Raw genomic sequence first — 25,240 nt, 5'->3', positions numbered from 1 at the left:
AGCACTCCCCGCACGCCCGCCGGGCCCGCTCTCCGCACCCGGCGGGCGCCCTGCCGGGGACCGGATGCCGCACGGACCCCGCCCGGCAGTGGCAGAATCGACTGCGGCGGGCACCGTCCGCCGCCGGCAGCACCACCGGCCGGCCCCCCAGACCCCGCAGGGACGATGAGCACGTACCGCGACTTCGCACACCGCGGCTCCGCCCGCGCCACCGTCCTGCGGACCGTCGGCACCAGGGAGCGGCGCTCGCACCTCACCGCGCCGCGGGTCCCCACCGTCGGCATCGACATCGGGGGGACGAAGGTGATGGCCGGCGTCGTGGACGCCGACGGCAACATCCTGGAGACCCTGCGCACCGAGACGCCCGACAAGTCCAAGAGCCCCAAGGTCGTCGAGGACACCATCGTCGAGCTGGTGCTGGACCTCTCGGACCGCCACGACGTGCACGCGGTGGGCATCGGGGCGGCCGGATGGGTCGACGCGGACCGCTCCAAGGTGCTGTTCGCCCCGCACCTGGCCTGGCGCGACGAACCCCTGCGCGACGCCCTCGCCTCCCGGCTCGTCGTCCCCGTCATGGTGGACAACGACGCCAACACCGCCGCCTGGGCCGAATGGCGCTTCGGTGCCGGCCGCGGCGAGGACCACCTCGTCATGATCACGCTGGGCACCGGCATCGGCGGCGCGATCCTGGAGGACGGTCAGGTCAAGCGCGGCAAGTACGGCGTCGCCGGTGAGTTCGGCCACATGCAGGTGGTGCCCGGCGGCCACCGCTGCCCCTGCGGCAACCGCGGCTGCTGGGAGCAGTACAGCTCAGGGAACGCCCTGGTCCGGGAGGCCAGGGAACTGGCCGCCGCCGACTCCCCGGTGGCCCACGGGATCATCGAGCGCGTCAAGGGCAACATCCCCGACATCACCGGACCGCTCATCACCGAACTGGCCCGCGAGGGCGATGCGATGTGCATCGAGCTCCTCCAGGACATCGGCCAGTGGCTCGGCGTCGGCATCGCCAATCTCGCCGCCGCGCTCGACCCCTCCTGCTTCGTCATCGGAGGCGGTGTCAGCGCCGCCGACGACCTGCTGATCGGACCGGCCAGGGACGCCTTCAAACGCCACCTCACGGGCCGGGGCTACCGCCCCGAGGCCCGGATCGCGAAGGCGCAGCTCGGCCCCGAGGCGGGTATGGTCGGCGCGGCCGACCTCGCACGGCTGGTGGCCCGCCGCTTCCGGCGCACCAACCGCCGCAGGGTCGAGCGGTACGAGCGGTACGCCCAGATCTACGACCAGGCCGCGAGCACCATCCGTAACACGCGCAACACCCGCACTTCCTAGGGAACACCACACCCATGACCGCAGCCGAGCACCCCGTCGTGCCGCGTCAGTCCCCGCCGCCCGGCGAGGGACCGCCGCCCGAGGACCGCCGCCGGACGATCCGCCGGCGCCTGATCACGGCGACCATCATCGTGCTGCTCATCGGGGTCCCGGCCGGGTATCTGCTGATCTCCGCGGGCCAGAGCCGCCGCTCCGGCCAGGACAAGGCCGCCGAGGCGGCGGCGCAGGGACTCCGCGAGGGCTGGCCGTCGCGGATGCTCCGCCGGATCTTCGAGGTGCCGATCCCGCGGGACGCCGTCGAGGTCCAGTACTACGAGACCAACAACTGGAAGGCCAGCCGGATGTACGTGCAGTTCCGCACGACGTCCAACGGCCTCGACCGGTTCCTGACCCAGGTGGGCACCGGCCGCGCGGCCCTGGAGGCCGGTGACGTCACCGTCGGCGAGCGCGACACGAAGATCGCCGGCTGGTACTTCGGCGACGGCGTCGCATGGGCCGGCACCACGCACCGCAACAAGGACCCGCGTCCCACCCAGGACATCACCGTCGACATGACCGACCCGATGTCACCGGTCGTCTACGTCGTCTCCGCGGCGACCCCCTGAGCGCTTTCCAGCCGGCTTCCCGCCGCTGACGGGCGGCTCAACGGCCGCTTCCGTGCGTGGAGTTGAGTCGTGCCGGGGTGTGCGGACGCGGGATTTCCGTGCATGCAGCTGCGCGATCGGCGCCGGCTTCGCGAGGAACCGCTCATCGAGTGAAGGGCCCCGGCCCGGCACGGTCCTTCACCGTGCCGCACGAATCGTCCATATGGCGGACGTGTGATCCAGGTCACTATTACGGTGTGCTGCGGCCCCGTACGGTGCAATTCGGGCCCAACCGACTTCTTTCCCGGTGGCGTCGACGACTCTTGGTGAACGCCGATTTCCGGTGGCGGCTGAATTATGGCCCCGATGGCTTGATCCCGCCTTTTGTATCCTTGACGTTCCAATCGCGTGAAGGGCAGTCTGACCGTAGCGCAGCCGAAACGACCTCGGTAATTCGCGCCCATCGGCACCGACGCGGCTTCCACGATCAAGCCCGTCGATGACCGGTCCACTTCACATGGGGCTGGACCCTTCCTGTGTCCAGCCGCAAGGTCATGTCCGGATCGATCCGCCCGTCGAAGTGCGGCGTCATCCGCGGTGCGGTCTTTCGGGCCCGCATTTCCCGATTCGCAGTTCACACACTGTTGTATTGCCGTCGTCGTGCCCCGGCCTGCCCGAAAACGCGCAGGCACGGGTTATGGGCATGTGATTTCCGTGGGGGAGCAATGGAAAGCATCGAGGCAAAGAACCGCAGTAACCTGATCAACTTCTATACGGCCGACGGCCCGGACAGCCCGAGCATCTTCGAGGTGTGGGAGAACGGCGGCAGCCGCAACGACTCGGTCACCCCGTCCACGTACAGCCCGGAGTACCGGGACTTCATGAGCGACCGGCTGATCGCCGAGCTGGAGCGCAACGGGGGCGGTCTGCTCAGCCTGGGCTGCGGAAACGCCGCCGTCGAGGCATGCGTGGCGGAGCGCGGCTTCCGGGTCCTGGCCGTCGACGCGATGGAGGACGCGGTGACGCTGGCCCGCGCGAAGGGGCTGGACGCGATCTGCGCCGACATCTACCGATGGGAACCGGACGAGCCGTTCTCGGTGATCTACATCGACGGCGTGCTGGGGCACCTCATGGACGAACAGGACGGCCTGAACCCGATCCTCAAGCGCATTCGCGGCTGGCTGGCCCCGCAGCCGGATTCCCTTTCCGGCCGTGCCGCGCTCGTCGCGTCGAACGACGCGCCCGGAGAGGACCGTGCGTTCGAGAAGGCCCCGAAGGTCAACGGATTCCACTGGCTCTCCGCCGACTACATGAAGGATCAGGCCATCGCGGCCGGATTCGAAACAGCCGAGACCGCGGAGTTCCGCTACGTCCGGCCGATCTCCGGCGAGCGCGTCAGGGCCATCATGACGGGATATGTGACGCGTTGATCAGCGCAGTGGAACGGAAGAGGACAGCGGCATGACAAACGGTGCTGAACTTCTGGTGAACGCGCTGATCCGGAATGGCGTCGACACGATATTCGGGTACCCCGGGGACACCAGCATCGCCTTCTACGACGTGCTCGGCCGGCGGACCGACGAAATCCGCCACGTCCTGGCGCGCGACGAGCGGCATGCCGGATTCATGGCCGACTCCTACACCCGCACGACGCGGCGGCTCGGCGTCTGCGAGGCGTCCAGCGGGGCGGGAGCGGTGTACCTGGCGAGCGGACTCGCGGAGGCCTTCGCCTCCAGCATCCCGGTGCTCGTGATCACCACGGACAACAACCGGCGCAGCATGGGCACCGCCCCGATCAGCGAAGTCGATCAGGAGCAGCTGTTCGCCGCGTGCACGAAGTGGCGCCGCAGCGCCGGCTCCACCGACGAGATCCCGGCCCTGGTGGAGGAAGCGGTCGCCGCCGCCACCTCGGGCAGGCCCGGCCCCGTCGCGCTGATCCTGCCCGAGGACGTCCTGGAAGGGCCCGCGGCGCACACGGCGGACGCCCTGGACGGCCCGGCGCCGCACGGAAGCACCGTGCCCGGCGTCCGGCCGGCGGCGCCCGCCGACGCGGCGGAGGAAGCCGCGGCCCTGCTCGCCGCCGCCGAGCGGCCGGTCATCGTGGCCGGGGGCGGTGCCCACCTGTCCGGGGCGGGCGGGGAACTGGTGCGACTCGCCGAGCACGCGGCCGTGCCGGTCGCCACCTCCATCCACGGCAAGGGCGTCATCGACGAGTCCCATCCGCTCGCCCTGGGCGTGGTGGGCGGCAACGGGGCCCGCCCCTACGCCAACGCGTGGGTCGCGCAGAGCGACGCCGTCGTCTTCGTCGGCACCCGGGCCAACGCCACGGACACCCTCGGGTTCACCGTGCCCGACCGCGACGGACCGGCCCGGATCGTGCACATCGAGAGCGACACCGAGCGGGCCGGGCGCAACTACCCGGGCAGCACGGCCCTGGTGGGCGACGCCAGGACCGTGATCGAGCAGCTGCGGACACGGCTGCCCCGCGCCGCCGGGGCCGTACGCGCCGACCGTGACGCGCAGCTGGCGGCGGCGCGCGAGGTGTGGGCCCGGCAGGAGGAGGAGCGCCGGCCCGGGCTGCGGCCCGGTGTCCTCGACCCGCGGGAGATCGTGCGGGCGCTGCGGGACGCGTTCGGCCGGGACACCTGGGTCGTCGCCGACGCCGGCACGCCGACGCCGTACCTCTCCTGTCACTGGGAGGCCCCCGGTGACGGCTGGCGGGTGGTGATCCCGCGGGGACACGGGCCCATGGGGTTCGCCGTCCCGGCCTCCATCGGGACGGCGATCGGCCACCCCGGCGAGCGCGTTCTCTGTCTGACCACGGAGAACAGCATCGCGATGGCCGTCGGGGAGTGGGAGACCGCCGTTCGCCTCGCCCTGCCCGTCACCTATGTGGTGCTCGACAACACATCGATGGCCTGGATCAAGATGATCCAGCACCTCTACGCCGGCGGACGGTACTTCGCGGTCGACCCCGGCCCGCTCGACCCCGTCACCCTCGGACTCGGCATGGGGATCGAGGGCAGCCGCGCCCACACGCAGGAGGAGTTCGCGGCCCTGGCCAAACTGGCCGCCGACTCCGCGGGGCCCTCCCTCATCCACGCGATGGTCCCCGAACACACGGAGGTCCTGCCGCCCGTTCCCGTGTGGCAGGCGGCGATCGCCGACGGCTCCGCCACCCGGCCCATCCACTGACGAGCGACCGCAGGCAACCGAACCGGAACAGCCCAGGCACAGGAGAGATTCGCGAACATGCCGACCAGTGAAGGCATCTGGCTGCGACGCGAGGTCGCGCCCAACGAACAGCGCACCCCGCTCGTCCCCGCCGACGCGGCGAAACTGATCGCCGAGGGCATCCCCGTCACCGTCGAGGAGTCCCCGCACCGGGCGTTCCCCGCCGACGCGTACGCGGCGGTGGGCTGCACCGTGGTGCCGGGGGACACCTGGCCCGACGCCCCGCCCACCGACGTCGTTCTCGGTCTGAAGGAACCCTCCACCGCGGCAGTGGAGCTGACCCATCGTCATGTGCTGTTCGGGCACGCGTACAAGGGCCAGGTGGGCGGGCCGCCCCTGCTGCGGCGCTTCGGTGCCGGCGGCGGGACACTGCTCGATCTGGAGTACCTCACCGACGGAGCCGGCCGGCGGGTGGTGGCCTTCGGCCACTGGGCCGGCTACGTGGGCGCCGGACTCGCCGCGCTGCGGCACGGCGGTCTCCTGGAGGCCCCGCTGCGGTCATGGACCCTCGAAGGGTTCGACGCGCTGCTGAAGGAGTCCCGCGCCGGAGCGCGCGCCCTGGTCATCGGGGCGCGGGGCAGGTCCGGACGCGGCGCCGTCGCCGCGCTGGGAGTCGCCGGGGCGACGGTCACCGCCTGGGACATCGAGGAGACGGGCAACCTCGACCGGGACGCGCTGCTCGGCCACGACATCCTCGTCAACACCGTCTTCGCCACCGAGCCGGGCACGCCCTTCCTCGGCCCGGACGACCTGGCGGACCCCGGCCGGCGGCTGTCCGTCGTCTCGGACGTCACCTGCGACGTGACGTCCGAGTGCAACCGGCTGCCCGTCTACGACCGGGTCACCGAATGGTCCGAGCCGGTGCGCCGGCTCCACGACGCACCGCCCCTCGACTTGATCGCCATCGACAACCTGCCCTCGCTGCTCCCGAGGGAGTCCAGCACGGCGTTCTCCGAGGGCCTGCTGCCCCACCTGGCCACCGTGCACCGGGGCGACGGGATCTGGGGCCGTTGCGAGGAGCACTACCACCATGCCCGCCGCGCCACGAAGGACAAGTGAGCACCCATGACCACTGCTGAGTTGATCGCCCCGAGCGGACGGGTGCACTGGGTCGGTACCGGGATGTCCACCGGCAGCGGACTGGCCCTGGTGTGCGACGGCGCGTCGACGACCCTGTGGGGACGTACCGCGGCCAAGGCCGATGCGTGCCTGGCCCGGCTCGGGCTGGAGGGCCGGGCGGTGTCCCGCGCCTACGACCCGGACGCGCTGGCCGGCGAACTCGGCGCCGGTGACGTCGTCGTGTCGATGCTCCCCGCACCCCACCACCCCGAACTGGTGCGGATCGCGCTCGAACACGACGCGCACTTCGTCTGCTCCAGCTACGTCAGCCCGCAGATCCAGGAACAGGCCGACGCCGCCCGCGCGCGCGGGGTCGTCCTGCTCACGGAGATCGGGCTCGACCCCGGCATCGACCACCTGCTCGCCCACGAACTGGTGCGCAAGGCGGTGGAGTTCACCGGCGACCGGCCGGCGACGGCCCACTTCACCTCGTACTGCGGCAGCAACCCGGCCGTACCGAACGACTTCCGCTACCGGTTCAGCTGGGCACCGCGCGGGGTGCTCACCGCGCTGCTCAGCCCCGCCCGGCTGATCACCGAAGGGCAGCGCACGGACGTCGCGCGCCCCTGGGAGGCGGTGCGCACCGAGGAGGCCGGTGACGAGGCCTTCGAGGTCTATCCCAACCGCGACAGCATCCCCTTCGTCGACACCTACGCCATCCCCGCCGCCTGGGACCTGCGCACCTTCGTCCGCGGAACACTGCGGCTGGCCGGCTGGAGCGAGGCCTGGAAGCCGGTCTTCGCCGAACTCCCCGACGCGTCGGAGTCGAGGATCACCGAACTCGCGGCGGAACTCGCCGCCCGCTACCCGACCACCGCCGCCGACCACGACCGGGTGGTGATGGCGGTCAGGCTCCAGGTGCGCGCGGACACCGGCGAGAGCTGGTGGGGTGAGTACGTGCTCGACGTGGCCGGCGACGAGCGGGAGAGCGCGACGCCCCGGCTGGTCTCCGTCCCGCTGGCGTGCGGCATCCTCGACGTGGTCGCGGGCCGGGTGGCACCCGGCCTCCACCAGGCGACCGGCGAACCGGACGACTCCGCGCGCCTGCTGGACCTGCTCGGCTCGCACGGCATCACCACGACGTACCGCGAAGGCCGGGAGGCGTGAGCGCCGCGCGCCGGGCGGCGCACCCGGAGCGGGCCACCGGCGGCGGAGAACGCCATGAGTGAGGCGGCCGCGCCGGCGTCCGCCCTGCGCCGCGGGGTGATGCCGCTGCTGGCGTACGCCGTGCTCACCGCCGCCATGGACGTGTACGCGGGCAACCGCTTCGAGGTGGTCAGCCCGGCGAGCCTGGCCGCCGTGTCGTTCACGCTCACCATGCTGTTCTTCCTCGCCGTGGAGGCGCGGCGCGGCGGCGTCCGCCCCCGCGCCGCGGTCATCACCCACCGCCGCGACATCGTGGCCATCAACATCACCACCGCGGTGACCTGGCTGTCGACGTTCTACGCCCTGGAATACCTCGAACCGGCCATCGTCAACGTCATCGGTCTCGCACTCGGACCGATGATCATGACGCTGGCGGGGCCGCTGCTGCGCCGGCACAGCCGGGTGATGGGCGCCGAGATCGTCGTCTCCGTCGCCATCGGCATGCTGCTGGCCGCGCTCATGTGGGCCTCGTTCAGCGGCCGGAGCGGCCTGGGGGACCTGTCCACGTCGGACGCCGTGCTGGGCCTGCTCTTCTCGCTGACCTGCGCGGCCGGTTCGGCGGTCAACATCATCTACATGAAGCGGCTCAGCGACGCGGGCTGCGAACCCGGGCTGGTCCTGGCCACCCGGTTCTTCCTGATGAGTCTGGTCGCGTGGATCCTGGTGGCCTTCGAGGACGGGCCCGACCTGACGGCGGCGCTCGTGCCCGGCGCCGTCGTCGCCGTCATCGGCGTGGGCCTGCCGATCTTCGTCCTGCAGATCGGGATCCGCCACACGGAGCCGATCACCACGTCCCTGCTGGTCTGCCTCTCGCCGCTGTTCGCCTTCGCCCTGCAACTCGCGGACGGCAGACTGCGGTTCTCCCTGTTCACGCTCGGCGGGGTGATCGGTGTGGTCGTCCTCGTCGCCGTGGGCGTGCTCGTACGGGACCGAGAACCCGCTCCCGGGGAGCCGGCGGCCGCCGGGCGCCCGGCAGCACCCGAACCCCTGGTAAGCGACGAGCACGGAGGCCCACGACCATGACCACAGCGATCGTCGACGCGTACGGCGCGGGACGCCTCCTGCCCGGGGCGCTCAGGCAGCGGGGCGTGGACGTCGTCCACGTGCGCTCCCCGTTCCCGGACACCCGACTCGCCTACCGCCCCGAGGACTTCGCGGTGGACATCCAGCACACCGGCGATCTCGTCCGCACCGTCCGCGCCCTCACCGACCTGAACGTGCGCGCGGTCGTCGCCGCCGCGGAGTCCGGAGTGTTCCTGGCCGACGAGCTCTCCTTCGCCCTCGGTGTCGCCGGCAACGACCCGCACCGCTCCGCCGCACGGCGGGACAAGGCCGCCATGCAGCTCGCCGTCCGTGCCGCCGGCCTGGCCGCGGCACAGGATCTGTGCTCCGCCTCGCTGACGGAGATCACGGACTGGGTCACGGGCCGGGACCAGTGGCCCGTGGTGCTGAAGCCGGTCCTGAGCGCGGGCACCGACAACGTCTTCATCTGCCGGACCGTCGAGGAGGTGACCGCCGCCCACACCGCGATCATGGCGTCGGCCGACCGCTACGGGCAGCACAACACCGTGGTGCTGGCCCAGGAGTACCTCGCGGGCTCCGAGCACTACGTCAACAGCGTCAGCCGGGACGGTGTGCACCGCGTCATCGAGGTGTGGCGGTACCACAAGCGGCTGGTGGACGGCCGTTCCGTGTACGACTACGAGGACCTGCTGGCCCTCGACGAGCCCGGCGTGCCGGAGACGATCCGCTACGTGCGGTCGGTGCTCGACGCCCTGGGCATCCGCAACGGCGCCGCCCACACGGAGATCATGCTCACCGCGAACGGCCCGGTGCTGATCGAGAGCGGGGCGCGGCTCGGCGGCGGCCAGATGCCGGACCTGCTGACGCGCTGCGTCGGGGACGACCAGGTCAGCAGTCTCGCCTTCTCCCTCGCGGACGCGGGCAGCTTCCTGGCGGAGGCCGAGGCCCCCTACCGGCTCAAGAGCCGGCTGCGGTGCGTGAACCTGATCTCGCCGCGGGCGGGCACCGTCCCCGCCGAGGATGGCTGGGCGGCGGTCAGGGCGCTGCCGTCCTTCGCGAGCATGACGGTGAACCTCCCCCCGCACAGCCCCCTGACCCGCACCGTGGACATGGCCACCTGCCCGGGCACCGTCTACCTGACCAGCGGCGACCCGGCCGCCCTGGAGGACGACTACCGCACGCTGCGCGCGCTGGAACGAGACGGTCTGTACGACGCCTGATCCCGGGGCCGGGGCGGCGGACGGGCCGCCCCGGCGTACGGCGAGGGCGCGTACGGGTGGAGTCGCCCCGTACGCGGGTTCAGACGACCGGGCCGGTGACCCCGTCGACGAACAGGATGCGGCGTCCTTCGAGGTCGGAGCGGGTCGCCCTGGCCTCGGTGTACTCGGGCGAGGTGTACCAGGCCTTGGCCTGTTCGAGGCTGGGGAACTCGATGACGACCATGCGGTGGTCCTCGCCCCATGTGCCCTCCATCGCCTCGGGCAGAGCGCCGCGAGCCAGATAACGGCCGCCGTGCCGGGCGATGGAGGCCTGCGCGACCTCGCGGTACGCGCGTACCTCCGGCGAGTCCGCGTGCCGGGATTCAGCAATCACATAGGCCGTCATACGTACATGATGGCACGCGGTCCGTCGCGTCGGCGGGGTATCGAAGACGTAGGCGGGATCGGTCAACCCGTCTGTATTCAGGCGTGGTTGGTGGACGCCGAAGGCTCGGCGGCGGGCGGGGAGTCTCCCGGCCCGCCGCCGGCGTCGGTGCCGCTGTCCGTTGCCACGGCGGTGTCCGTGGTGGTGTCCGCCCCCTCCGGTCCGGAGCCGGCCCGCGAGGCCGCGAGGTGGCCCGCCACCGGGCGTACCAGGACCGTGGCGACGCAGAAGAGCCCGCCCAGCGCGAGCCAGCCCCAGCCGCCAAGGGCGATCACGCCCCCAGCGAGCAGCACCGGCCCGACGATCTCCTGGACGCTGAAGCCGAGATTGAAGGTCGAGAGGTACTCGGTGCGCCGGTCTGCGGGGGCATGACGGTACGACAGCTCCCAGGCCCCGGCGGACTGGAGGATCTCGCCCAGCGTCAGGGCCACCGTCGCCGCGACGAGCAGCGCCACCGCGGGCCAGCGGGTCACCGATCCCGTCCCGGCCAGGGCGAGCGCGCAGACGGCCAGGGCGAGTCCGGAGCCGATCAGGCAGCGCACCGCGCCGGCCTCGTGCTCGGCCCGCCGCGACAGCGGCACCTGGAGGAGTACGGCCAGGACCGTGTTCACGGCGAGGAGCACGGCGACGACGCCCACGGGGGCCTCGGTCCGGGCCACCACCCACAGGGGGATGCCGACCGACAGCAGGGTCATATGGAGGACGAGCACGCTGTTGAGCGCGGTGAGCTGGAGGTACGGGAGGTCCCGCAGACCCTTGAGGCGCATGAGCGCCCCGCTCCCGGCCGTGGGCGCCGGCGCGTGGGCGACGAGCCGGAGGCGGGCCAGGACGAGCGCGGCGATCACGAACGAGACGCCGTTGGCCAGCACCGTCGAGCGGAAGGCCCAGGCCGTGCCCACCGTGAGCAGCGGCGTCGCCGCCAGCGCCCCGACGGAGAACCCGGCGTTGCGCAGGGTCCTGAGGATGGCCATGGTGCGGACCCGCTGGTCGTCCCCGACGGCCGAGGCGACGACGACCTGGGTCAGCGGGGAGACCGCCGCTTCGGCCAGGGCCAGACAGCAGACGATGACGACGAAGGTGGACAGGTTCCAGGCGAAGGCCAGCGCCGAGAACCAGACCGCGCGCCACAGTTGCAGGGTCACCAGCAGCCGGCGCGGTCCGATCCGGTCGCCGAGTCGGCCCAGGGGGACGCCCACGATCAGTCCGACCAGCCCGGCCGCCGACATGGCCCAGCCGAACTGCGAGGTGTCGAGGCCGATATGGCGTACGGCGAAGACGGCGGAGCTGGCCAGGAAGAGGCCGGTGCCGACCGAGTCGATGAAGGAGATCAGGGCCAGCCGGCGGCCGGTGGGTCCCGGGGGGACGTAGTCGCGCAGCCATCGGACGGTCATGAGGCGGCCTCCACGGTGATCCGGACGAGACCGGCGGCGTCCACGGCGCGCGCGGCGGCTTCCGCGGGGTCGTCCCCCACGGCGATCACGTGCCCGAGCCGGTCCCAGGAACTGGTCACCGCTCCCACCGCGGTGCCCGCCTCGACGTCGACCTCGCACTCCACGACGCCGGGGGCCCGGGCCGCTTCCGCGGTGCCCTCGACGGCGGTGACGAGTCCGGGCCCGGAGGCCAGGAAGCGGATGGCCGAGGCCCGTCGGGCCGGCGCGCGGTCGACCGGGGCCTGCCCTTCGAGGAGGTGCAGGTAGTCCTCGGTCAGATTGCAGGCGTAGCTGAGGTTGATCAGCTGGTCGATGCTGTCGCCCGGCAGTCTTCCGGCACATTCGACGAGGTGCGGCCGGTCCTCGTGCAGGATCCACTCCGCGTGCACGACGCCGGTGCGGAATCCCGTGGCCTTCATCAGCCGGCGGGTGGCCGACAGCAGCGACTCCGCTGTCCGGGACGGGAGTTCGGCAGGGACCACATGGCCCATCTCGACCGGAACGGCGGTGTGCTGGACGGACTTGGCCGTGACGTTGGCGAACCGCACCTCGCCCTCCTGCACCAAGGCCTCCACGCTGAACTCAGGTCCTTCCAGCCGCTGTTCGACCAAGTACTTCGGCGGCAGCGCGTACCGCGCACGCATGCGGGTCTCGTCGGCGGCCGCGGTCTCGGCCCACAGGGCCGCACTGTCCGAGCCGTCATCGAGCAGCCGGACACCGAGGCTCGCCTGCCGGTTGGCCGGTTTCACCACACAGCGGCCGCCGAAGCGACCGCGGAAGAGGTCCACGCCGTCGGGCCCCTCGACGACCTCCCAGGCGGGCTGATCGATCCCGAGCCGCTGCGACGCCTCCCGGAGCAGCGCCTTGTCCCTCAGCAGCCGGGCGGCCTCCGTGCCGGCGCCCAGGGCGCCCCAGGCGTCCGCGAGCGCGGCCGCGGCGACGACGCCGTACTCCAGCGCAGGGATCACCGCCTTCAGACGGGGCGGGCGGGCCACCAGTCCGCCGAGGAGTCCGGCCCCGGCCTCGTCCTGGGTGGGTGCCTCGACGAGCCCCGCCACGCAGCTGAACGCGGCGGCGCGTGCGCGGCCGTCGCGCGCCTTTATGGTGTCGGGCTCGTCGAGCACGAGAACGCTGCGGGCGGGCAGCAATGGCTCAAGATCCGCCAAAAGTGCCACGCTCAGACCCACGGCGACGTGCGTGACCTGGCTGACGTCCAAGGGAGTCTCCGGCATGGTTCCTCCGACCGCCTTTGCGGAAAATCGATAGCGAGCGAGGTGACCGCAAAGAATGGCAGACCCGGTGCCTCTTCTTTCGGCCACTCTTTAGGTCAGGGGAAATAACGGGCCACGACAGGGAAGCGGAATTCCCGAAATCGGGCATCCCGCGTGTGTCCGACAGGTGGCGTAATAGGCACCCCGTCCGGATTGGACGCAGATTGTCCCGGGTGGACCGTGCCCCCTCCGGTGCGTAGCCACGGGAATCCTGCGTCGGCATGCGTATCGTAGCGGCAGCAAAAGATCTTCCCATGTGATCCTCGTCACATTTTCGCCCCTTGCTCTCCGGTGATCGGAGCGTGCAAAATCGGCTGGCGCAACATCCTGTTAATGATGTTTCTCCCTTTCGGCCGCCGTAGATTCTCCGCCCGCATGAGGCTTCAGCGACGTTTTCCACACCGCCGTGGCGCGTCCGCAAAAAATCATCCGAATCCCGCACGGGTAATCCGGCGCTCTGCGAATGTGTTCCTGCTCAGCCTGCCTGCGACCTGTGCGTCGTAAAGCCACGTCCGAAGTCCTGGGGGGAATGTGATGAGTGCGGAAAACATTCGTACGGCCGCGCTGCCGCCCCCGGACTGGGACGACCTGACGGGTACGTCACCGCTCTATCTCGGGTCGGGCTGGATGCGGTTCGTCGACTCCGGGGGCGGAGCCGATCCCCGCTACACGACGCTGACCCGCGGCGGGCGGGCCGTGGCCGCGCTCGCCGCGCACTGGAACCCCGACGAGGGCCATGCCGACTACCGGGCGCAGTCCGTCCTCGGCGGCTCCCCGCACCCCGCGCCGCCCCGGCTCACCCTCGGCGGCCGGCGCGGATTCTCCTCGGGGCTGCTCAAGGAGCCGTCGGCCGGTCCCCGAAGGGCGGCAGCCGACCTGGCGGCACTCCTCACCGACACACTCGCCAACACCCCCCACTCCGCAGGCAGATGGTGGTGGCCCTACCTGACGTCGGACGACGCGGACATCGTGACCGAGGCGGCCCGCCTGGCCGCACCCGGCCCCGGGGACGCCGGCGTGCAGCTCCGGCTGCTCGGCGCCGACTGCGTCATGGACCTCACCGGCGACAGCGTCGACGCCTTCACCGCCGCCCTGCCCACGAAGCAGCGACGCACCAACTTCCGCGGAGAGCAGCGCCGTTACGCCGAGAGCGGCCTGCGCACGGCGCAGCTGAAACTGTCGGACGTCTGGGAGGAGGGGGCCGGACTCCTCGCCCAGGTGCAGAGCAAGTACGGCCACGACGCGCCCGTCGACTACCTCAAGGACTTCCTCCGCCGCCAGGTGGACCAACTGGACGACCGCTCCGTCGTGTTCGCCGCCTACCGCGGTGACGACCTGATCGGATTCACCCTCTGCTTCGTCGCCGGCGACGAACTCGTGGTGCGTCTCAACGGCTTCGACTACGCCCGCCTCACGGGCTGCGGTGAGTACGCCCACCTCACCGTGCACGAACCGCTGCGCCACTGCTACGCCAACGGGCTGCGCCGGCTGCACCTGGGCATGGACTCCTACGACGCCAAGTGCCGCCGCGGCGCCCGCGTCCGCCCGCTGTGGGCGGTCGTGGGCAAGGACCCCGGCAGGGACACCACCTCCACCGAGTGCCTGAACGACCTGCTGCCCCGGATGCCCGCCCGCGAGGCCGCGGCGTTCCGGGCCGAGGTCGCCCGGCGGCTCACCCTGCCGGACGACGCGACGCACAGGACCGGACAGCCGGTTCCGGCATCGCGTCCCTGAACTCACGCACGAACCGAAGGAGTCCCTCCGTGACGCCGCACGTCCTGGTCCTGTGTTCCCGCCGCCGCGCCATGCCGGCGCGCCTGTTCGACGCCCCCGGAATGGAGCGCGTCACGGTGATCGCCGAGACCGGCCATCCGCACCGCTTCCCCGACTCCGTCGAGACCGTCGAGGTCGGTGACATCCAGGACCCGGGAGAGGTGTACGCCGCGGCCCTGTCCATCGCCCGCCGCGCCCCGTTCGGTCACGTCGTGGCCCCCGTCGAGTTCAGCCAGGCCGCCGCGGGCTACATCCGCTCCACCCTGGGACTGCCCGGACTGGGATACGAGTCCGCCCTCGGCTTCTCCCACAAGTACCTGATGAAGCAGCGCCTGCGGGACGCCGGACTGCCCGTCACCGACTTCGCCCAGGTCCTCGCCCTCGACGACGTGCCTGACGCCGCCGACCGCGTCGGCTGGCCCTGCGTGGTCAAGCCCGTGTTCGGCGGCGGCTGCCTCGACGTCGTCACGTTCACCTCCCGCAAGGAGTTCGACGACTTCGCGGCGTCCCCGCGCGCCGACTCGCTGCGCGGCACCCGCATCCCCCTGATCGTGGAGCGCTTCGTCCCCATGGACGCCGAACTCCACTGCGACGGCGTGGTGCACGACGGAGAGGTGCGATTCGCTGCGGCCGCACGGTACTTCACCCCCCTGCTCGGCCAGATCGACAACTTCAGCGGCTCCTACTTCCTCCCCGGGGATCACCCCGACCTCGCCCCGGCACTCGACCTGCACGCCCGTGTCGTCCGCGCCCTCGGCATGCGGTCCGGCGTCACCCACCTGGAGCTCTTCAAGACGCCCGGCGGACTCCTCGTCGGCGAGGTGGCCTGCCGCCCGGCCGGCGGCGGCATCCCCGAAGCGCTCCGGCTGCAGTACGGCATCGACATCTGGCAGGCGTTCCTCGACACCTCGATCGGCCGCGACCCGCACTGGGAGCCGCGGCACCGGGACAACGTCGTGGTCAACGCCGACTTCCCGACCAGGCCCGGACGTATCACCCGGCTCGTCCCCGAGGCGGACCTGGCGGCCCTCCCCGGAGTGATCGGCACCCGGATGACCATGGCCGTCGGTGACGTGATCCCCGCCGACCTCACGTCCTCCACCAGCCCCGGACTCGTCTTCTACGAAGCCGGTGACGAGGGCGAGGTCCTCTCCCGCCTGGAGAACATCCGCGAGGCCTACTTCCTGGAGACGAGCGCCCCGTGAGACCCACCGACCCCGGCACCGCCGCACTCCTGCCGCTGCCGCGCGCCTTCCACCGGGTGCTGGTGATCGCCGCCCATCCGGACGACGCCGAGTTCGCCTTCGGGGCGACCGTCGCCCGTCTCACGGACGAGGGCGCCCAGGTCGTCTACGTGGTGGTGAGCGACGGCGCCCAGGGTGGGGAGGACCCCGACGAGCCCACGGCGGAACTGGTCGCGACGCGGTACGCGGAACAGCGCGAGGCGGCCGGCACGCTGGGGGTGAGCGAGGTCGTGTTCCTCGGCCTCCCCGACGGCACGCTCGCCGACACCCCCGCGCTCCGGCTGGCCCTGACCCGGGAGATCCGCAGGCACCGCCCCGAACTCGTGCTCACCCACCAGCCGCTGCGCTCCCTCGAGTTCCCGGTCGGCGCCTCGCACCCCGACCACCTGGCCGTGGGGGAGGCGGCGCTGAACGCCGTCTACCCCTTCGCCCGCAACCCGCGCGCCTTCCCCGAACTCCTGGCGGAGGGGCTGCCCGCCCACCGCGTCGCGGAGGTGTGGGTCCCGGGCCACGAGCACGCCGACCTGTTCGTCGACGTCAGCCGGTCCGCCGAGCGCAAGGTCGCCGCCGTCCTCACTCACCGCAGCCAGTTCCGTACGTCCGAGGACCCGCGGGCGGACGTCCAGTGGGTGACCGACCGGATGCGCGGGAACGGCGCGTCGGCCGGCTGTGCCCACGCCGACGCGTTCAAGCGGATCGTCACGGACGCCGCGGGAGCCGCCGGCCCGCCGCCCGCCCGGCAGCGGACCGACACCCCCGGCGACGGTGCGCCATGAAGGGCCGATGTCCGACTCCCCATCCAGAGCCAGAGGTTGTGACGTGACGTTGGATCATCCGCGCCCGGGCGGCGTGTACCTCCCGCTGGTGACCCCCTTCCTCGACGGCGAGGTCGACCACGCGTCGGTCAAACAACTCCTGGCCCGCTACCGGGATTCGGGCATCGCGGGGATCGTGCTGCTCGGCACGACCGGTGAGTCCCCGGTGCTCGACGCCGACGAGGCCGAGCGCATCGTCGAGCTGGTGGCCTCCTGCGTACAGGGATCGCTCCCGCTCTACCTCGGGGTGAGCGGCAACGACACCCGGCACGTGGCGGCCTCGGTGCGGCGCAGCGGCCGGCTGCCCGTCGACGGGTACCTGGTCACCGCCCCGTACTACAACCGTCCCTCGCAGAGCGGACTGATCGCCCACTTCGACGCCGTCGTGTCGGAGACCGACCGCGACGTCATCGTCTACAACATCCCGTACCGCACCGGGGTGAACCTCCACAACGACTCGCTGTTCACGCTCGCCGACCGGCACCCGCACATCGTCGGCGTGAAGGACTCCTCCGGCGACATCAAGCAGTCCCTGGAGCTGCTGCGCGAGGGCAGCGACCGGCTGGCCGTCCTCACCGGCGAGGACCACCTGTTCTTCGCCTCGGTCGCGCTGGGCGGAGCCGGCGGAATCCTCGCCGCCGCGCACATCGAACCCGAGTCGTTCGTCCGGGTCTTCGACGAGCTGCGCGGCGGGAACGCGGCCGCGGCCCTGGAGCACTGGAACGCGCTCAGCTCCTGGATCCCGCTGCTGTTCGGCGAGCCCAACCCCGCCCCCCTCAAGGTCTGGCTGGCGGACCAGGGGCTCGTGCAGTCGCCCGAGTGCCGGCTTCCCCTCAGCGCGGTCTCCGAACAACTGGTGACGGAACTCCGGCACCGGCTTCCCCAGGAAAAGGACTCCCTCCGGGGAGACAGGAGCGGATCATGAAGTTCGTCATCCCCGCCAAGCGCTCCTCGACCCGGGTGCCCGACAAGAACTACCGCGACTTCGCGCGCGGCAAGTCGCTGCTGGGCATCCTCACCGAGAAGCTGACCCGCATCGCCGAGCCGGGCGAGGTGTACATCTCGTCCGAGGACGAGTCGACCCGCGCCCTGGCCGAGGAGTACGGGGCCACGTTCCTGCCGCGGGCCGCACACCTCACCGACAACTCCTATCCGTTCCAGTCGGTGGTCAACGAGGTCTGCAAGCAGCTCCCGGACGACGACGACGTCATGTGGTGCCACGCGACCGACCCGTTCTTCGACGAGCACGAGGCGGTCGTCAAGAGCTGGAACTCCAGAGACACCTCGGCGGCCGACTCGATCACCGTCGTCTACCCGATGCGGGACTACCTCCTGGACGGGAACTTCAACCCCATGGGCTTCGGGTTCGGTTCCTGGCACCGGCCCTCGCAGGAACTGCCGACGTTCTATCAGCTCGGCTTCACCTGCTCGATCATGACGCGGCACGTCGCCACGACGCTCGGCCTCGTCAGCGGCCGGCCGATGTGGCACACCGCCACCAACCTCACCATCGACATCGACACCCAGGCCCAGTTCGACCTGGCGGCCCGGCTGTACGAACTCGGTGACGCTTCCTGACAGCACCGGCCCGACCGGGCCGCAGCAGGACCGTCCGGCCGGCGCAGTCCGGCGGTCCACCGTCCGCGGGAAGGGCCCGGAGATCCGGGCCCTCCTGTCACAATCTGGGGGACACGTGGTGATCACGTCATGTACGTAGGCGCGCGGACGCTGGCGGAGGAAGTGGCCGGACTGGTCAGGATCCCCAGCGTCAACCCGCTCCACGCGGGACCGCGCGCCGAGGAGTACGGCCCGGTCGGCGAGGGCGCGATCGCGGCCCGGCTCGCCGCCCGGTGCGAGGCGGCGGGGGCGCGGGAAGTCGTGCTGGACGAGGTGCTGCCCGGCCGGCCGAATGTGTACGGGCTCTTCCGGGGCCGGTCCGACCGGCTCGTCGTGGTGGACGTCCACACCGACACCGTGACCGTGGAGAGCATGACCGACCCGCCCTTCGACGGGCGCATCGAGCAGGGCAGCGTCTGGGGCCGGGGCGCGCTGGACACCAAGGCCACCCTCGGGGTCCTGCTCGCCCTGCTGGACTCCTGGCACCGTGCCGGTCTGCGACCCGAGCACGGCCTCCTGCTCGTCGGCTCGGTCGGCGAGGAAGCCGGCGGGCTGGTCGGCGCGACCCGGTTCAGACCGTGGGCCGAACAGCGCGGCCTGCGCATCGACCGGATGCTGGTGGCCGAACCGACCGAATTCCGCCCGGTCCACGGCCTCAAGGGCCTCGTCCTCGTCGAGGTGACCGCGCACGGCACCGCGAGCCACTCGGCCCGCCCCGACCTGGGGGCGAACGCCGTCGAGGCCATGGCACCGGTGATCGCCGCCTTCGTCGCGGAACAGGAGCGGCTCGGGGCCCTGCCCGCCGCCACCGAACTGGGCAACGGCACCGTGTCCGTCACCCAGATCTCCGGCGGCACCGGCAGCAACGTGATCCCCGAGCGCTGCTCGGTCACCGTGGGCCGGCGCATCGTCCCCGGTGAGGACCCCGACGACGTCCTGGCCCGACTGGCGGACATCGCCCGAGCCGCCTGCCCCGTCCCCTGCAAGGTGACCTCGCTCCTGCCGCGGACCCCCGACGGCCGGGCCGGATCGCCCGCGTTCTACCAGCCGCCGGACAGCGATTTCGTCCAGTACCTGGCACGGGCCGCCGGAACCGCCCCCGCCGTCGCACCGTTCGGAGCGAACGCGCTGCGCTACTCCGGCCTGGCCGACGAGCTCGTCGTCTTCGGCCCCGGCTCGATCGAGGACGCCCACCAGGACACCGAGCGGGTCGCCGTCGCGGACCTGGTCCGCCTCGCCGGCATCCTCACCGGCTGGCTCGCCCCGGGCTGAACCGAACGGACCGCCGCGCACACCGCACCGGAGAACCGTGCCGCCCGCTGCCCCGCCGGAGGCGGGCGACGACGAACAGCAACAGGAGAGGAAGAGATGGCGAGCGCCTCAGCCACGGAGACGATCGAACGGGTGAAGGAGCCGATCCAGGGGTTCAGCCGCGCCTGGATGCTCGCGGACTCCACCAATGCCTACGGCGTGGATCTGGGCTTCAAGTCCGGCAGCCAGTTCTGGGTCGTCGGCCGCGCCGGCGTACTCGGCGGCTGCCCGGCCGAAGTCGCGGCCGCGGCCATCGCGTTCGAGCCGCTCGACGAAGTGCGCGCGGCCTGGTCCGGCGTTCCCGAGGGCCTGACGCACTACGAGGTGTCGCTCCGCTACCGGGACGTGATCACCGGCTGGGGGACCCGGGTCCTCGCGGGCTCCGACCCCGCGACGCTCGGGGCCGTCGATGTACTGGGCCGCCGGATCATCGATGCGGCCCCGGCCGCACTCGGCACCCTCTTCGCCGGGTGGCGGCAGCTCCCCGCCCCCGATTCCCCGCCCGCGCGAGCGGCGCTGACCCTGCATCTGCTGAGGGAGCTGCGGGGCGCGGCGCACATCGCCGCGATCCTGGCGCACGGCCTGACCCCGCTCGACGCGATCCTCGCCGCGACCCACGCACCCCCGCGCACCGGACCCGGCTATGCCGAACGGATGGGGTACAGGGGCCCCTTCCGCGATCCCGCCGAGGTGCGGGAGCGGCGCGTCGAGGCCGAGGCCCTCACCGGGGAGATCATCGTGCCCTGCTTCTCGGCCCTGACACCGGAGGAGCGCGCGCGGTTCGGCGATGCCGTCGAGCGGACGTGCGCCGATGCCGCCGTGCACACCGGCCCCTGAAGAATTCCATTGAACGAGTAAAGGAAAACCGCTTCCAGGTAAAGCTGACGCATTTATCGAACCGTCGTGTTCTGTAGTCGGAGCGTGGATCCGGCGGCTCCGTATTCGGTCGCGCAGTGCAATGCCTACCGCACCGTACGCTTTCTCTTGCATCTTTCAGGGAGCGCTACCCCGAAAGGGAAGTGCGTGGTAGCGTAAACCCGGCTTTACAGCGTCGGTATGACATTCTGATTCCCAGGAGATGTACATGGCGATCTCGCTCGAGTCCCTCCATTCCTCTTTCGCCTGCAAGGTGACGGGAGTCGATCTCGCCCGCCCCCTCGCGGACGGCGTGTTCGCCAAGATCGATGCGGCCTTCAAGCGCCACGCGGTGCTCGTATTCCCTGGTCAGGAGCTCACCGACGAGCAGCAGATCATTTTCAGCCAGAACTTCGGCCCCCTTGAGGAGGCGCCGAACTACGCGGGCAAGGCGCTGCGGCTCCGCAATGAGTTCACCGATATATCCAACCTCGATTCCGAGGGTAGGCTGCTGGACCCCGAGGACCGGCTCACGAAATACAATCTGGGAAACCAGATGTGGCATACGGACAGCTCTTTCAAGGCGATCCGGTCGAAATGCTCGCTCCTCTCCGCGCGCGAAGTGACGCAGGTCGGCGGAGAAACGCAGTACGCGGATCTGAGGGCCGCTTACGACGCATTGCCGGACGTGCGGAAGAAGGAACTCTCAGGTCTTCTCGCCGAGCACAGCATCGCGCATTCGCGGAGCAAGTCCGGCTTCGACGGATTCAACAGCGAGATCGCCACCATGCTGCCGCCCGTGCCGCAGCGGATCGTCGACTTCTACCCCGCCTCGGGCCGCACGAGCCTCTTCCTCGCCTCGCACGCCTCGCACGTGATCGGCCGGCCCGTCGACGAGGGCCGGGCACTCCTTGAGGAACTGGTCGAGTTCGCCACGCAGGAACGGTTCGTCTACACCCATCGCTGGAGCGTCGGCGACCTGGTGGTGTGGGACAACCGCTGCACCATGCACCGCGGCCGCCCCTACGACCTGACGCAGCGTCGCGTCCTGCACCGTACGACGGTCTCCGATGTCGAGACGCCGTTCCACAAGGAGCCGGCCCCGGTCCCGGCCGGGCAGAGCGTCTAACGGCCGCCCGGCCGATCCGAGGACCTGCTCACGTGCAACCAACAGACATGCCGTCATTCGGGACGTCTGCTCGACCAGTTCGCGGCACCCCGGAACTACGTCACCAAGGGGCTCAGTCATGACCACCGCCACGCGTCCGTCCGACGCCACGCGTCCGGCCACCGTCACGCGCCTGATCATCGTGGGATGCGGACACATGGGACTCGCGATCGCCCGCGGCCTCCTCGGCGGACCGCCCGGTCCCGAGATCGTCGTCGTCGACACCGACGCCGAGCGGCGCAAGGCCCTCGCGGAGTACGACGGCCTGACGGTGACCGGCGAACTGGACATCGCCGAGGGCGACTTCGTCACCCTCGCCGTACCACCGCAGGTCTTCGCCGACTTCGCGGACGCCGAACGCCACCGGTTCACCCCACGGACACCGGTGCTGTCCGTGATGGCGGGACTCACCTCCCGCTCCATCGCCACGGCGCTGAACACCTCCCAGGTCGTCCGGTCGATCCCCAACACCCCGTCCGAGGTGTTCGAGGGGATGTCCGTCTACTTCGCGGACGCCGAGGTGTCCGCGGACACGGTCGCCCGGGCCGAGGCGCTGCTCGGCGTCATCGGCAAGGTGCTGCGCGTCGACGCCGAGGAACTCGTCGACGACGCCACGGCGCTCTGCGGCGGCGGCCCGGCCTTCGTCAGCTACATCGTCGACGCCTTCTGCCGCTTCGCCGTCTCACGCGGCTTCAGCGAGGAGGCGAGCCGCGAGATGACCGTCCAGGTGTTCGCCGGCACCGCGGCCCTGATCGAGGAGAGCGGCAAGCCGCCCATGCAGCTGTGCCACGAGGTGATGACACCGAACGGGACGACCGAACGGGGCATCGCCGCCTTCGACGCGGCCGACCTGGGCGGCTCCGTCGTGGCCGCGCTCGCGGCGTCCGCCCGGCGCTCGCGAGAGCTCGCCTCCGTCATGAGCCGGTGACGGCGATGGTGACGGAGGAGGGACCGCACGAAACCGACGACTCCGGGGCCCGGCCCGAACGGCCCGACGACACGTACGACGTGTGCTTCGAGCAGGGCCACCGCTTCCGCCTCTTCCACCGCGACGAGACGTTCCACGTCAGCCGGGCGGGTCTGGAACTCGGCAACCACCTCGTCCGCAACCTGAGCCCGGGCGAACTCTCCGGCCGGATCCTCGAACTCGGCACCGGAAGCGGCGCGATCGCCCTGCTGTTGCGCAGCCTGGGCGCCACGTCGGTCACCGCCACCGACATCTGCGCCTCGGCCGTGACGACCGCCCGGCAGAACGAGCTCCGGAACTTCGGCGACTCCGTTATCGACTTCTGGCACGGCGACCTCTTCGCCGGACCCGAGACCGGCCGGGAACAGCTCTTCGACCTCATCGTCTTCAACCCGCCGGGATGGCGTGCCCCGTCCGACGTCCTCAAGGCGCAGCTGGGGGAGCGGCGCAGCTCGCTCAACCTGGAGGCGATGTTCTACGGGGACAGCGTGCTGCTGCGGTTCCTCCAGCAGCTCCCACAGCACCTGGCCGAGAACGGCCGCGCCGTCCTCGGCCTCAACTCCCTGCTCGGCATCGCCGACATCTTCGACTCCTCACGCTCCACGCACCGGCCGCCGGGCGGCCTGGCCCTGCACTCCCAGCTTCTCGAACGCGTCGAGTTCCCCTTGTTGTTCTATACGGACGAGTGGCTCGAAATGCGCCACTCCCTGCTGGACCAGTTCGAACAGGGGCGCAGGGACTACGCCGCGACGTACCGCGCCAAGGGCGAGACCATTCACTGGTTCTACGAGATCACCGAGGTCACCGTGAAGGCACTGGCCCCCCTGCCGCTCGAACCGCAGGACCTGGAGACGCCGCCCATGGAGCCGCAGCCCCTCGAACCCTCGCAGCTCGCATGAGCACCGCCACGGCGGACGACACCACATGGGGCACCTACGACGTCGTGGTCGTCGGGCTGGGCATCATGGGGGCGTCGGCCCTCGCCCGGCTCAGCCGGCTGGGCGTGAAGGCCCTCGGGATCGAGGCGCACGGGCCGGTGCACGGGATGGGCTCCTCGCACGGCGAGACCCGGATCTTCCGCCGGGCGTACTGGGAGGGCGAGCAGTACGCCCCGCTCCTGCAGCGGTCCTACGACGGCTGGGCGGAGCTCGGCGAGGCGACGTCCGACACCATCGCCCTGAAGACCGGGGGACTCTTCATCGGTTCCCGCGACTCGACCCTGGTCCAGGGCTCGCGCGAGACCGCCCAACGCTGCGGCATCGAGCACGAGTTCCTCGACGCGCGGGAGATCACCGAACGGTTCCCCGCGTTCCGCGTCCCCGAGGACGCGGTGGCCGTCCACGAACCGGACGCGCTGATGCTCTTCGCCGAGCGGGCCCGGCTCGGGTATGTGACACAGGCGGTCCAGCACGGAGCGCACCTCGCCTACGGCCGGACGGTACGCGCACTGCACCGCACGTCGGGCGGCTCCACGACCGTGTCCGGCGACGGGTGGCAGGTGAGCTGCGGCGCGGTCGTCCTGACGACGGGCGGCTGGATCGACCGCTTCCTGCCCGGCGAGACGGGCCACCTGGTCACACCGATGCGGATCCCCGTCTACGAACTCGACGTGGCGGAGACCGACGGGCGCGCGCACGAGCCCGGGCGGTTCCCGGTCTTCCTCCACGAGGAAACGGACGGCGCGCTCGTCTACGGACTGCCGCGGTGGCGAGCCGACGGCGGACTGAAACTCGGCTTCCACAACCGGCAGTTGACGCCCCTGGACGTCGACAAGGCCAGGCGCCCGCCCTCCGAGGCGGAACGGCACGAGCTGTGGTCGGCCATCCGCGGGCTGCTGCCCGGCGTGCGCAGCACGGGACGCGCGACGTCCTGCGTCTACACGATGTCGCGCGACGAGAGCTTCCTCATCGGACGGTCCGGTGAACGGGAGGGTGTCGTCTACGCGAGCGCCTGCTCCGGGCACGGCTTCAAGTTCGCCCCGGGCATAGGGGAGGCACTCGCTCAGCTCGCCCTGGGGCAGCCGACCACCGTGGACCTGTCGGCGTTCGCGCCCGGCCGGTTCCGGTGACCGGCTCGGCCTCCCGCCTCTCCCGAGGCCCCCGCCGCGGTCGACGAGGGCCTCGTAGGGGCGAAGCGACGTCTCACCCCGTCGGGAGCGGCTCGGACTCCACCTGTTCCAGCCGCAACTCCAGTGAACCCAGGCACCTCTGGAGGCGGGCCGCTGCGGAAGGGGCCAGCGGCTGCTCGGCCCCGGCGGCCACGTCCGAGTCGGCGAAGAAGGCGCCCCTGGCGATGTGCGAAGCACCCAGCGACATCAGGACCGGACGCAGCGCGTAGTCCACCACCAGTGAGTGGGCCAGGGTGCCGCCGGTGGCGAGCGGCAGGACCGAGCGGCCCGCGAAGGCCTCCTGGGGCAGCAGGTCGAGCCAGCACTTGAGCAGTCCCGAGTAGCCGGCCTTGTACACCGGAGTGCCGATGATCAGCACCTCCGCCCACTGGACCCGTTCGGCCGCCTCGCGCAGCCCGGGGGCGCCCGGGTCCGCTCCCGTCAGCGCGGCGGCGGGCAGGTCGCGTACGCGGAGCAGTTCGGTCCGGTGCCCGGCCCGGGCCAGTGCGGCGGCCGCGGCCTCGACCACTGCCGACGTACGGGAGTGCGCGGTCGGGCTGCCGGCGACGGCAAGGACACGAGCCATGTGATTTCTCTCCGATC

23 protein-coding genes are annotated in these 25,240 nt (G+C 71.3%); 19 read left to right on the top strand and 4 right to left on the bottom strand.

Annotation, left to right across the window (positions count from 1 at the left end; genetic code table 11):
* Positions 1-165 precede the first annotated feature (165 nt).
* From OG521_07710 to OG521_07675, 8 genes are all read left to right on the top strand, one after another.
* Positions 166-1,329 (top strand): ROK family glucokinase, encoded by a 1,164-nt coding sequence (locus OG521_07710; protein WUW20682.1) that lies wholly within the window; start codon positions 166-168, stop codon positions 1,327-1,329.
* A 14-nt stretch (positions 1,330-1,343) separates the two neighbouring features.
* The gene (locus OG521_07705; protein WUW20681.1) at positions 1,344-1,934 is read left to right on the top strand and encodes a hypothetical protein; all 591 of its coding nucleotides are present in this window, start codon (positions 1,344-1,346) and stop codon (positions 1,932-1,934) included.
* A gap of 704 nt (positions 1,935-2,638) precedes the next feature.
* Positions 2,639-3,343, top strand: coding sequence for a class I SAM-dependent methyltransferase (locus OG521_07700; protein WUW20680.1), 705 nt, complete (start codon positions 2,639-2,641; stop codon positions 3,341-3,343).
* A gap of 31 nt (positions 3,344-3,374) precedes the next feature.
* On the top strand, positions 3,375-5,108 hold the full coding sequence (locus tag OG521_07695; protein WUW20679.1) for a thiamine pyrophosphate-binding protein: 1,734 nt from the start codon (positions 3,375-3,377) through the stop codon (positions 5,106-5,108).
* A 57-nt stretch (positions 5,109-5,165) separates the two neighbouring features.
* Positions 5,166-6,206 carry a saccharopine dehydrogenase gene (locus OG521_07690; protein WUW20678.1) on the top strand — a complete coding sequence of 347 codons (1,041 nt, stop codon included), beginning with the start codon at positions 5,166-5,168 and terminating at the stop codon, positions 6,204-6,206.
* Positions 6,207-6,212: 6 nt separating this feature from the next.
* Positions 6,213-7,373, top strand: coding sequence for a saccharopine dehydrogenase NADP-binding domain-containing protein (locus tag OG521_07685; protein ID WUW20677.1), 1,161 nt, complete (start codon positions 6,213-6,215; stop codon positions 7,371-7,373).
* A 54-nt stretch (positions 7,374-7,427) separates the two neighbouring features.
* The gene (locus tag OG521_07680) at positions 7,428-8,435 is read left to right on the top strand and encodes a DMT family transporter (protein WUW20676.1); all 1,008 of its coding nucleotides are present in this window, start codon (positions 7,428-7,430) and stop codon (positions 8,433-8,435) included.
* Positions 8,432-9,655 (top strand): ATP-grasp domain-containing protein, encoded by a 1,224-nt coding sequence (locus OG521_07675; GenBank protein ID WUW20675.1) that lies wholly within the window; start codon positions 8,432-8,434, stop codon positions 9,653-9,655. The genes OG521_07680 and OG521_07675 overlap by 4 nt, the downstream gene beginning before the upstream one ends.
* Before the next feature lie 79 nt (positions 9,656-9,734).
* Here OG521_07675 and OG521_07670 read toward each other — a convergent pair whose 3' ends face one another.
* The 3 genes from OG521_07670 to OG521_07660 all read right to left on the bottom strand — a co-directional run bounded on the left by OG521_07670 (position 9,735) and on the right by OG521_07660 (position 12,741).
* Complete coding sequence (locus OG521_07670) at positions 9,735-10,040, bottom strand: DUF1330 domain-containing protein (protein ID WUW20674.1); 306 nt, start codon at positions 10,038-10,040, stop codon at positions 9,735-9,737.
* A 77-nt stretch (positions 10,041-10,117) separates the two neighbouring features.
* A complete protein-coding gene (locus OG521_07665) occupies positions 10,118-11,470 on the bottom strand; it encodes an MFS transporter (protein WUW20673.1) in 1,353 nt (450 codons plus the stop codon).
* Positions 11,467-12,741 carry an ATP-grasp domain-containing protein gene (locus tag OG521_07660; GenBank protein ID WUW20672.1) on the bottom strand — a complete coding sequence of 425 codons (1,275 nt, stop codon included), beginning with the start codon at positions 12,739-12,741 and terminating at the stop codon, positions 11,467-11,469. The genes OG521_07665 and OG521_07660 overlap by 4 nt, the downstream gene beginning before the upstream one ends.
* A gap of 573 nt (positions 12,742-13,314) precedes the next feature.
* Here OG521_07660 and OG521_07655 point away from each other — a divergent pair.
* The 11 genes from OG521_07655 to solA all read left to right on the top strand — a co-directional run bounded on the left by OG521_07655 (position 13,315) and on the right by solA (position 24,598).
* Positions 13,315-14,514 carry a GNAT family N-acetyltransferase gene (locus tag OG521_07655; GenBank protein WUW20671.1) on the top strand — a complete coding sequence of 400 codons (1,200 nt, stop codon included), beginning with the start codon at positions 13,315-13,317 and terminating at the stop codon, positions 14,512-14,514.
* A gap of 29 nt (positions 14,515-14,543) precedes the next feature.
* Positions 14,544-15,758: an ATP-grasp domain-containing protein gene (locus OG521_07650; GenBank protein WUW20670.1), complete on the top strand. Its 1,215-nt coding sequence runs from the start codon at positions 14,544-14,546 to the stop codon at positions 15,756-15,758.
* Positions 15,755-16,573, top strand: coding sequence for a PIG-L family deacetylase (locus OG521_07645; GenBank protein WUW20669.1), 819 nt, complete (start codon positions 15,755-15,757; stop codon positions 16,571-16,573). The genes OG521_07650 and OG521_07645 overlap by 4 nt, the downstream gene beginning before the upstream one ends.
* A 43-nt stretch (positions 16,574-16,616) precedes the next feature.
* Entirely contained in the window at positions 16,617-17,537 is a 921-nt protein-coding gene (gene dapA, locus OG521_07640) for a 4-hydroxy-tetrahydrodipicolinate synthase (protein ID WUW20668.1), read from the top strand.
* On the top strand, positions 17,534-18,190 hold the full coding sequence (locus OG521_07635) for a hypothetical protein (GenBank protein ID WUW20667.1): 657 nt from the start codon (positions 17,534-17,536) through the stop codon (positions 18,188-18,190). The genes dapA and OG521_07635 overlap by 4 nt, the downstream gene beginning before the upstream one ends.
* A 129-nt stretch (positions 18,191-18,319) precedes the next feature.
* Positions 18,320-19,501, top strand: coding sequence for a M20/M25/M40 family metallo-hydrolase (locus tag OG521_07630; GenBank protein ID WUW20666.1), 1,182 nt, complete (start codon positions 18,320-18,322; stop codon positions 19,499-19,501).
* 96 nt (positions 19,502-19,597) lie between these two features.
* Positions 19,598-20,377, top strand: a complete 780-nt coding sequence (locus OG521_07625; protein WUW20665.1) for a hypothetical protein — start codon at positions 19,598-19,600, stop codon at positions 20,375-20,377.
* Positions 20,378-20,624: 247 nt separating this feature from the next.
* Complete coding sequence (locus OG521_07620; protein WUW20664.1) at positions 20,625-21,524, top strand: TauD/TfdA family dioxygenase; 900 nt, start codon at positions 20,625-20,627, stop codon at positions 21,522-21,524.
* A 118-nt stretch (positions 21,525-21,642) separates the two neighbouring features.
* Positions 21,643-22,491 (top strand): pyrroline-5-carboxylate reductase, encoded by an 849-nt coding sequence (gene proC, locus OG521_07615; GenBank protein WUW20663.1) that lies wholly within the window; start codon positions 21,643-21,645, stop codon positions 22,489-22,491.
* A gap of 5 nt (positions 22,492-22,496) precedes the next feature.
* Positions 22,497-23,429, top strand: a complete 933-nt coding sequence (locus tag OG521_07610) for a class I SAM-dependent methyltransferase (GenBank protein ID WUW20662.1) — start codon at positions 22,497-22,499, stop codon at positions 23,427-23,429.
* Positions 23,426-24,598, top strand: a complete 1,173-nt coding sequence (solA, locus tag OG521_07605; protein ID WUW20661.1) for an N-methyl-L-tryptophan oxidase — start codon at positions 23,426-23,428, stop codon at positions 24,596-24,598. The genes OG521_07610 and solA overlap by 4 nt, the downstream gene beginning before the upstream one ends.
* 73 nt (positions 24,599-24,671) lie before the next feature.
* Here the strand turns inward: solA and ssuE are convergent, their stop codons facing one another.
* Positions 24,672-25,223, bottom strand: coding sequence for an NADPH-dependent FMN reductase (gene ssuE / locus OG521_07600; protein WUW20660.1), 552 nt, complete (start codon positions 25,221-25,223; stop codon positions 24,672-24,674).
* Positions 25,224-25,240 lie beyond the last annotated feature (17 nt).

The organism is Streptomyces sp. NBC_01463 (assembly GCA_036227345.1).
GTDB lineage: Bacteria > Actinomycetota > Actinomycetes > Streptomycetales > Streptomycetaceae > Streptomyces.
This window is presented reverse-complemented; position numbering and strand designations above follow the sequence as displayed.

Bases quoted from the DNA above. Each gene is read 5' to 3' on its own strand.
- OG521_07710 (WUW20682.1), top strand. From the start codon at position 166: ATGAGCACGTACCGCGACTTCGCACACCGCGGCTCCGCCCGCGCCACC.
- OG521_07705 (WUW20681.1), top strand. From the start codon at position 1,344: ATGACCGCAGCCGAGCACCCCGTCGTGCCGCGTCAGTCCCCGCCGCCC.
- OG521_07700 (WUW20680.1), top strand. From the start codon at position 2,639: ATGGAAAGCATCGAGGCAAAGAACCGCAGTAACCTGATCAACTTCTAT.
- OG521_07695 (WUW20679.1), top strand. From the start codon at position 3,375: ATGACAAACGGTGCTGAACTTCTGGTGAACGCGCTGATCCGGAATGGC.
- OG521_07690 (WUW20678.1), top strand. From the start codon at position 5,166: ATGCCGACCAGTGAAGGCATCTGGCTGCGACGCGAGGTCGCGCCCAAC.
- OG521_07685 (WUW20677.1), top strand. From the start codon at position 6,213: ATGACCACTGCTGAGTTGATCGCCCCGAGCGGACGGGTGCACTGGGTC.
- OG521_07680 (WUW20676.1), top strand. From the start codon at position 7,428: ATGAGTGAGGCGGCCGCGCCGGCGTCCGCCCTGCGCCGCGGGGTGATG.
- OG521_07675 (WUW20675.1), top strand. From the start codon at position 8,432: ATGACCACAGCGATCGTCGACGCGTACGGCGCGGGACGCCTCCTGCCC.
- OG521_07670 (WUW20674.1), bottom strand. From the start codon at position 10,040: ATGACGGCCTATGTGATTGCTGAATCCCGGCACGCGGACTCGCCGGAG.
- OG521_07665 (WUW20673.1), bottom strand. From the start codon at position 11,470: ATGACCGTCCGATGGCTGCGCGACTACGTCCCCCCGGGACCCACCGGC.
- OG521_07660 (WUW20672.1), bottom strand. From the start codon at position 12,741: ATGCCGGAGACTCCCTTGGACGTCAGCCAGGTCACGCACGTCGCCGTG.
- OG521_07655 (WUW20671.1), top strand. From the start codon at position 13,315: ATGAGTGCGGAAAACATTCGTACGGCCGCGCTGCCGCCCCCGGACTGG.
- OG521_07635 (WUW20667.1), top strand. From the start codon at position 17,534: ATGAAGTTCGTCATCCCCGCCAAGCGCTCCTCGACCCGGGTGCCCGAC.
- OG521_07630 (WUW20666.1), top strand. From the start codon at position 18,320: ATGTACGTAGGCGCGCGGACGCTGGCGGAGGAAGTGGCCGGACTGGTC.
- OG521_07625 (WUW20665.1), top strand. From the start codon at position 19,598: ATGGCGAGCGCCTCAGCCACGGAGACGATCGAACGGGTGAAGGAGCCG.
- OG521_07620 (WUW20664.1), top strand. From the start codon at position 20,625: ATGGCGATCTCGCTCGAGTCCCTCCATTCCTCTTTCGCCTGCAAGGTG.
- proC (WUW20663.1), top strand. From the start codon at position 21,643: ATGACCACCGCCACGCGTCCGTCCGACGCCACGCGTCCGGCCACCGTC.
- OG521_07610 (WUW20662.1), top strand. From the start codon at position 22,497: ATGGTGACGGAGGAGGGACCGCACGAAACCGACGACTCCGGGGCCCGG.
- solA (WUW20661.1), top strand. From the start codon at position 23,426: ATGAGCACCGCCACGGCGGACGACACCACATGGGGCACCTACGACGTC.
- ssuE (WUW20660.1), bottom strand. From the start codon at position 25,223: ATGGCTCGTGTCCTTGCCGTCGCCGGCAGCCCGACCGCGCACTCCCGT.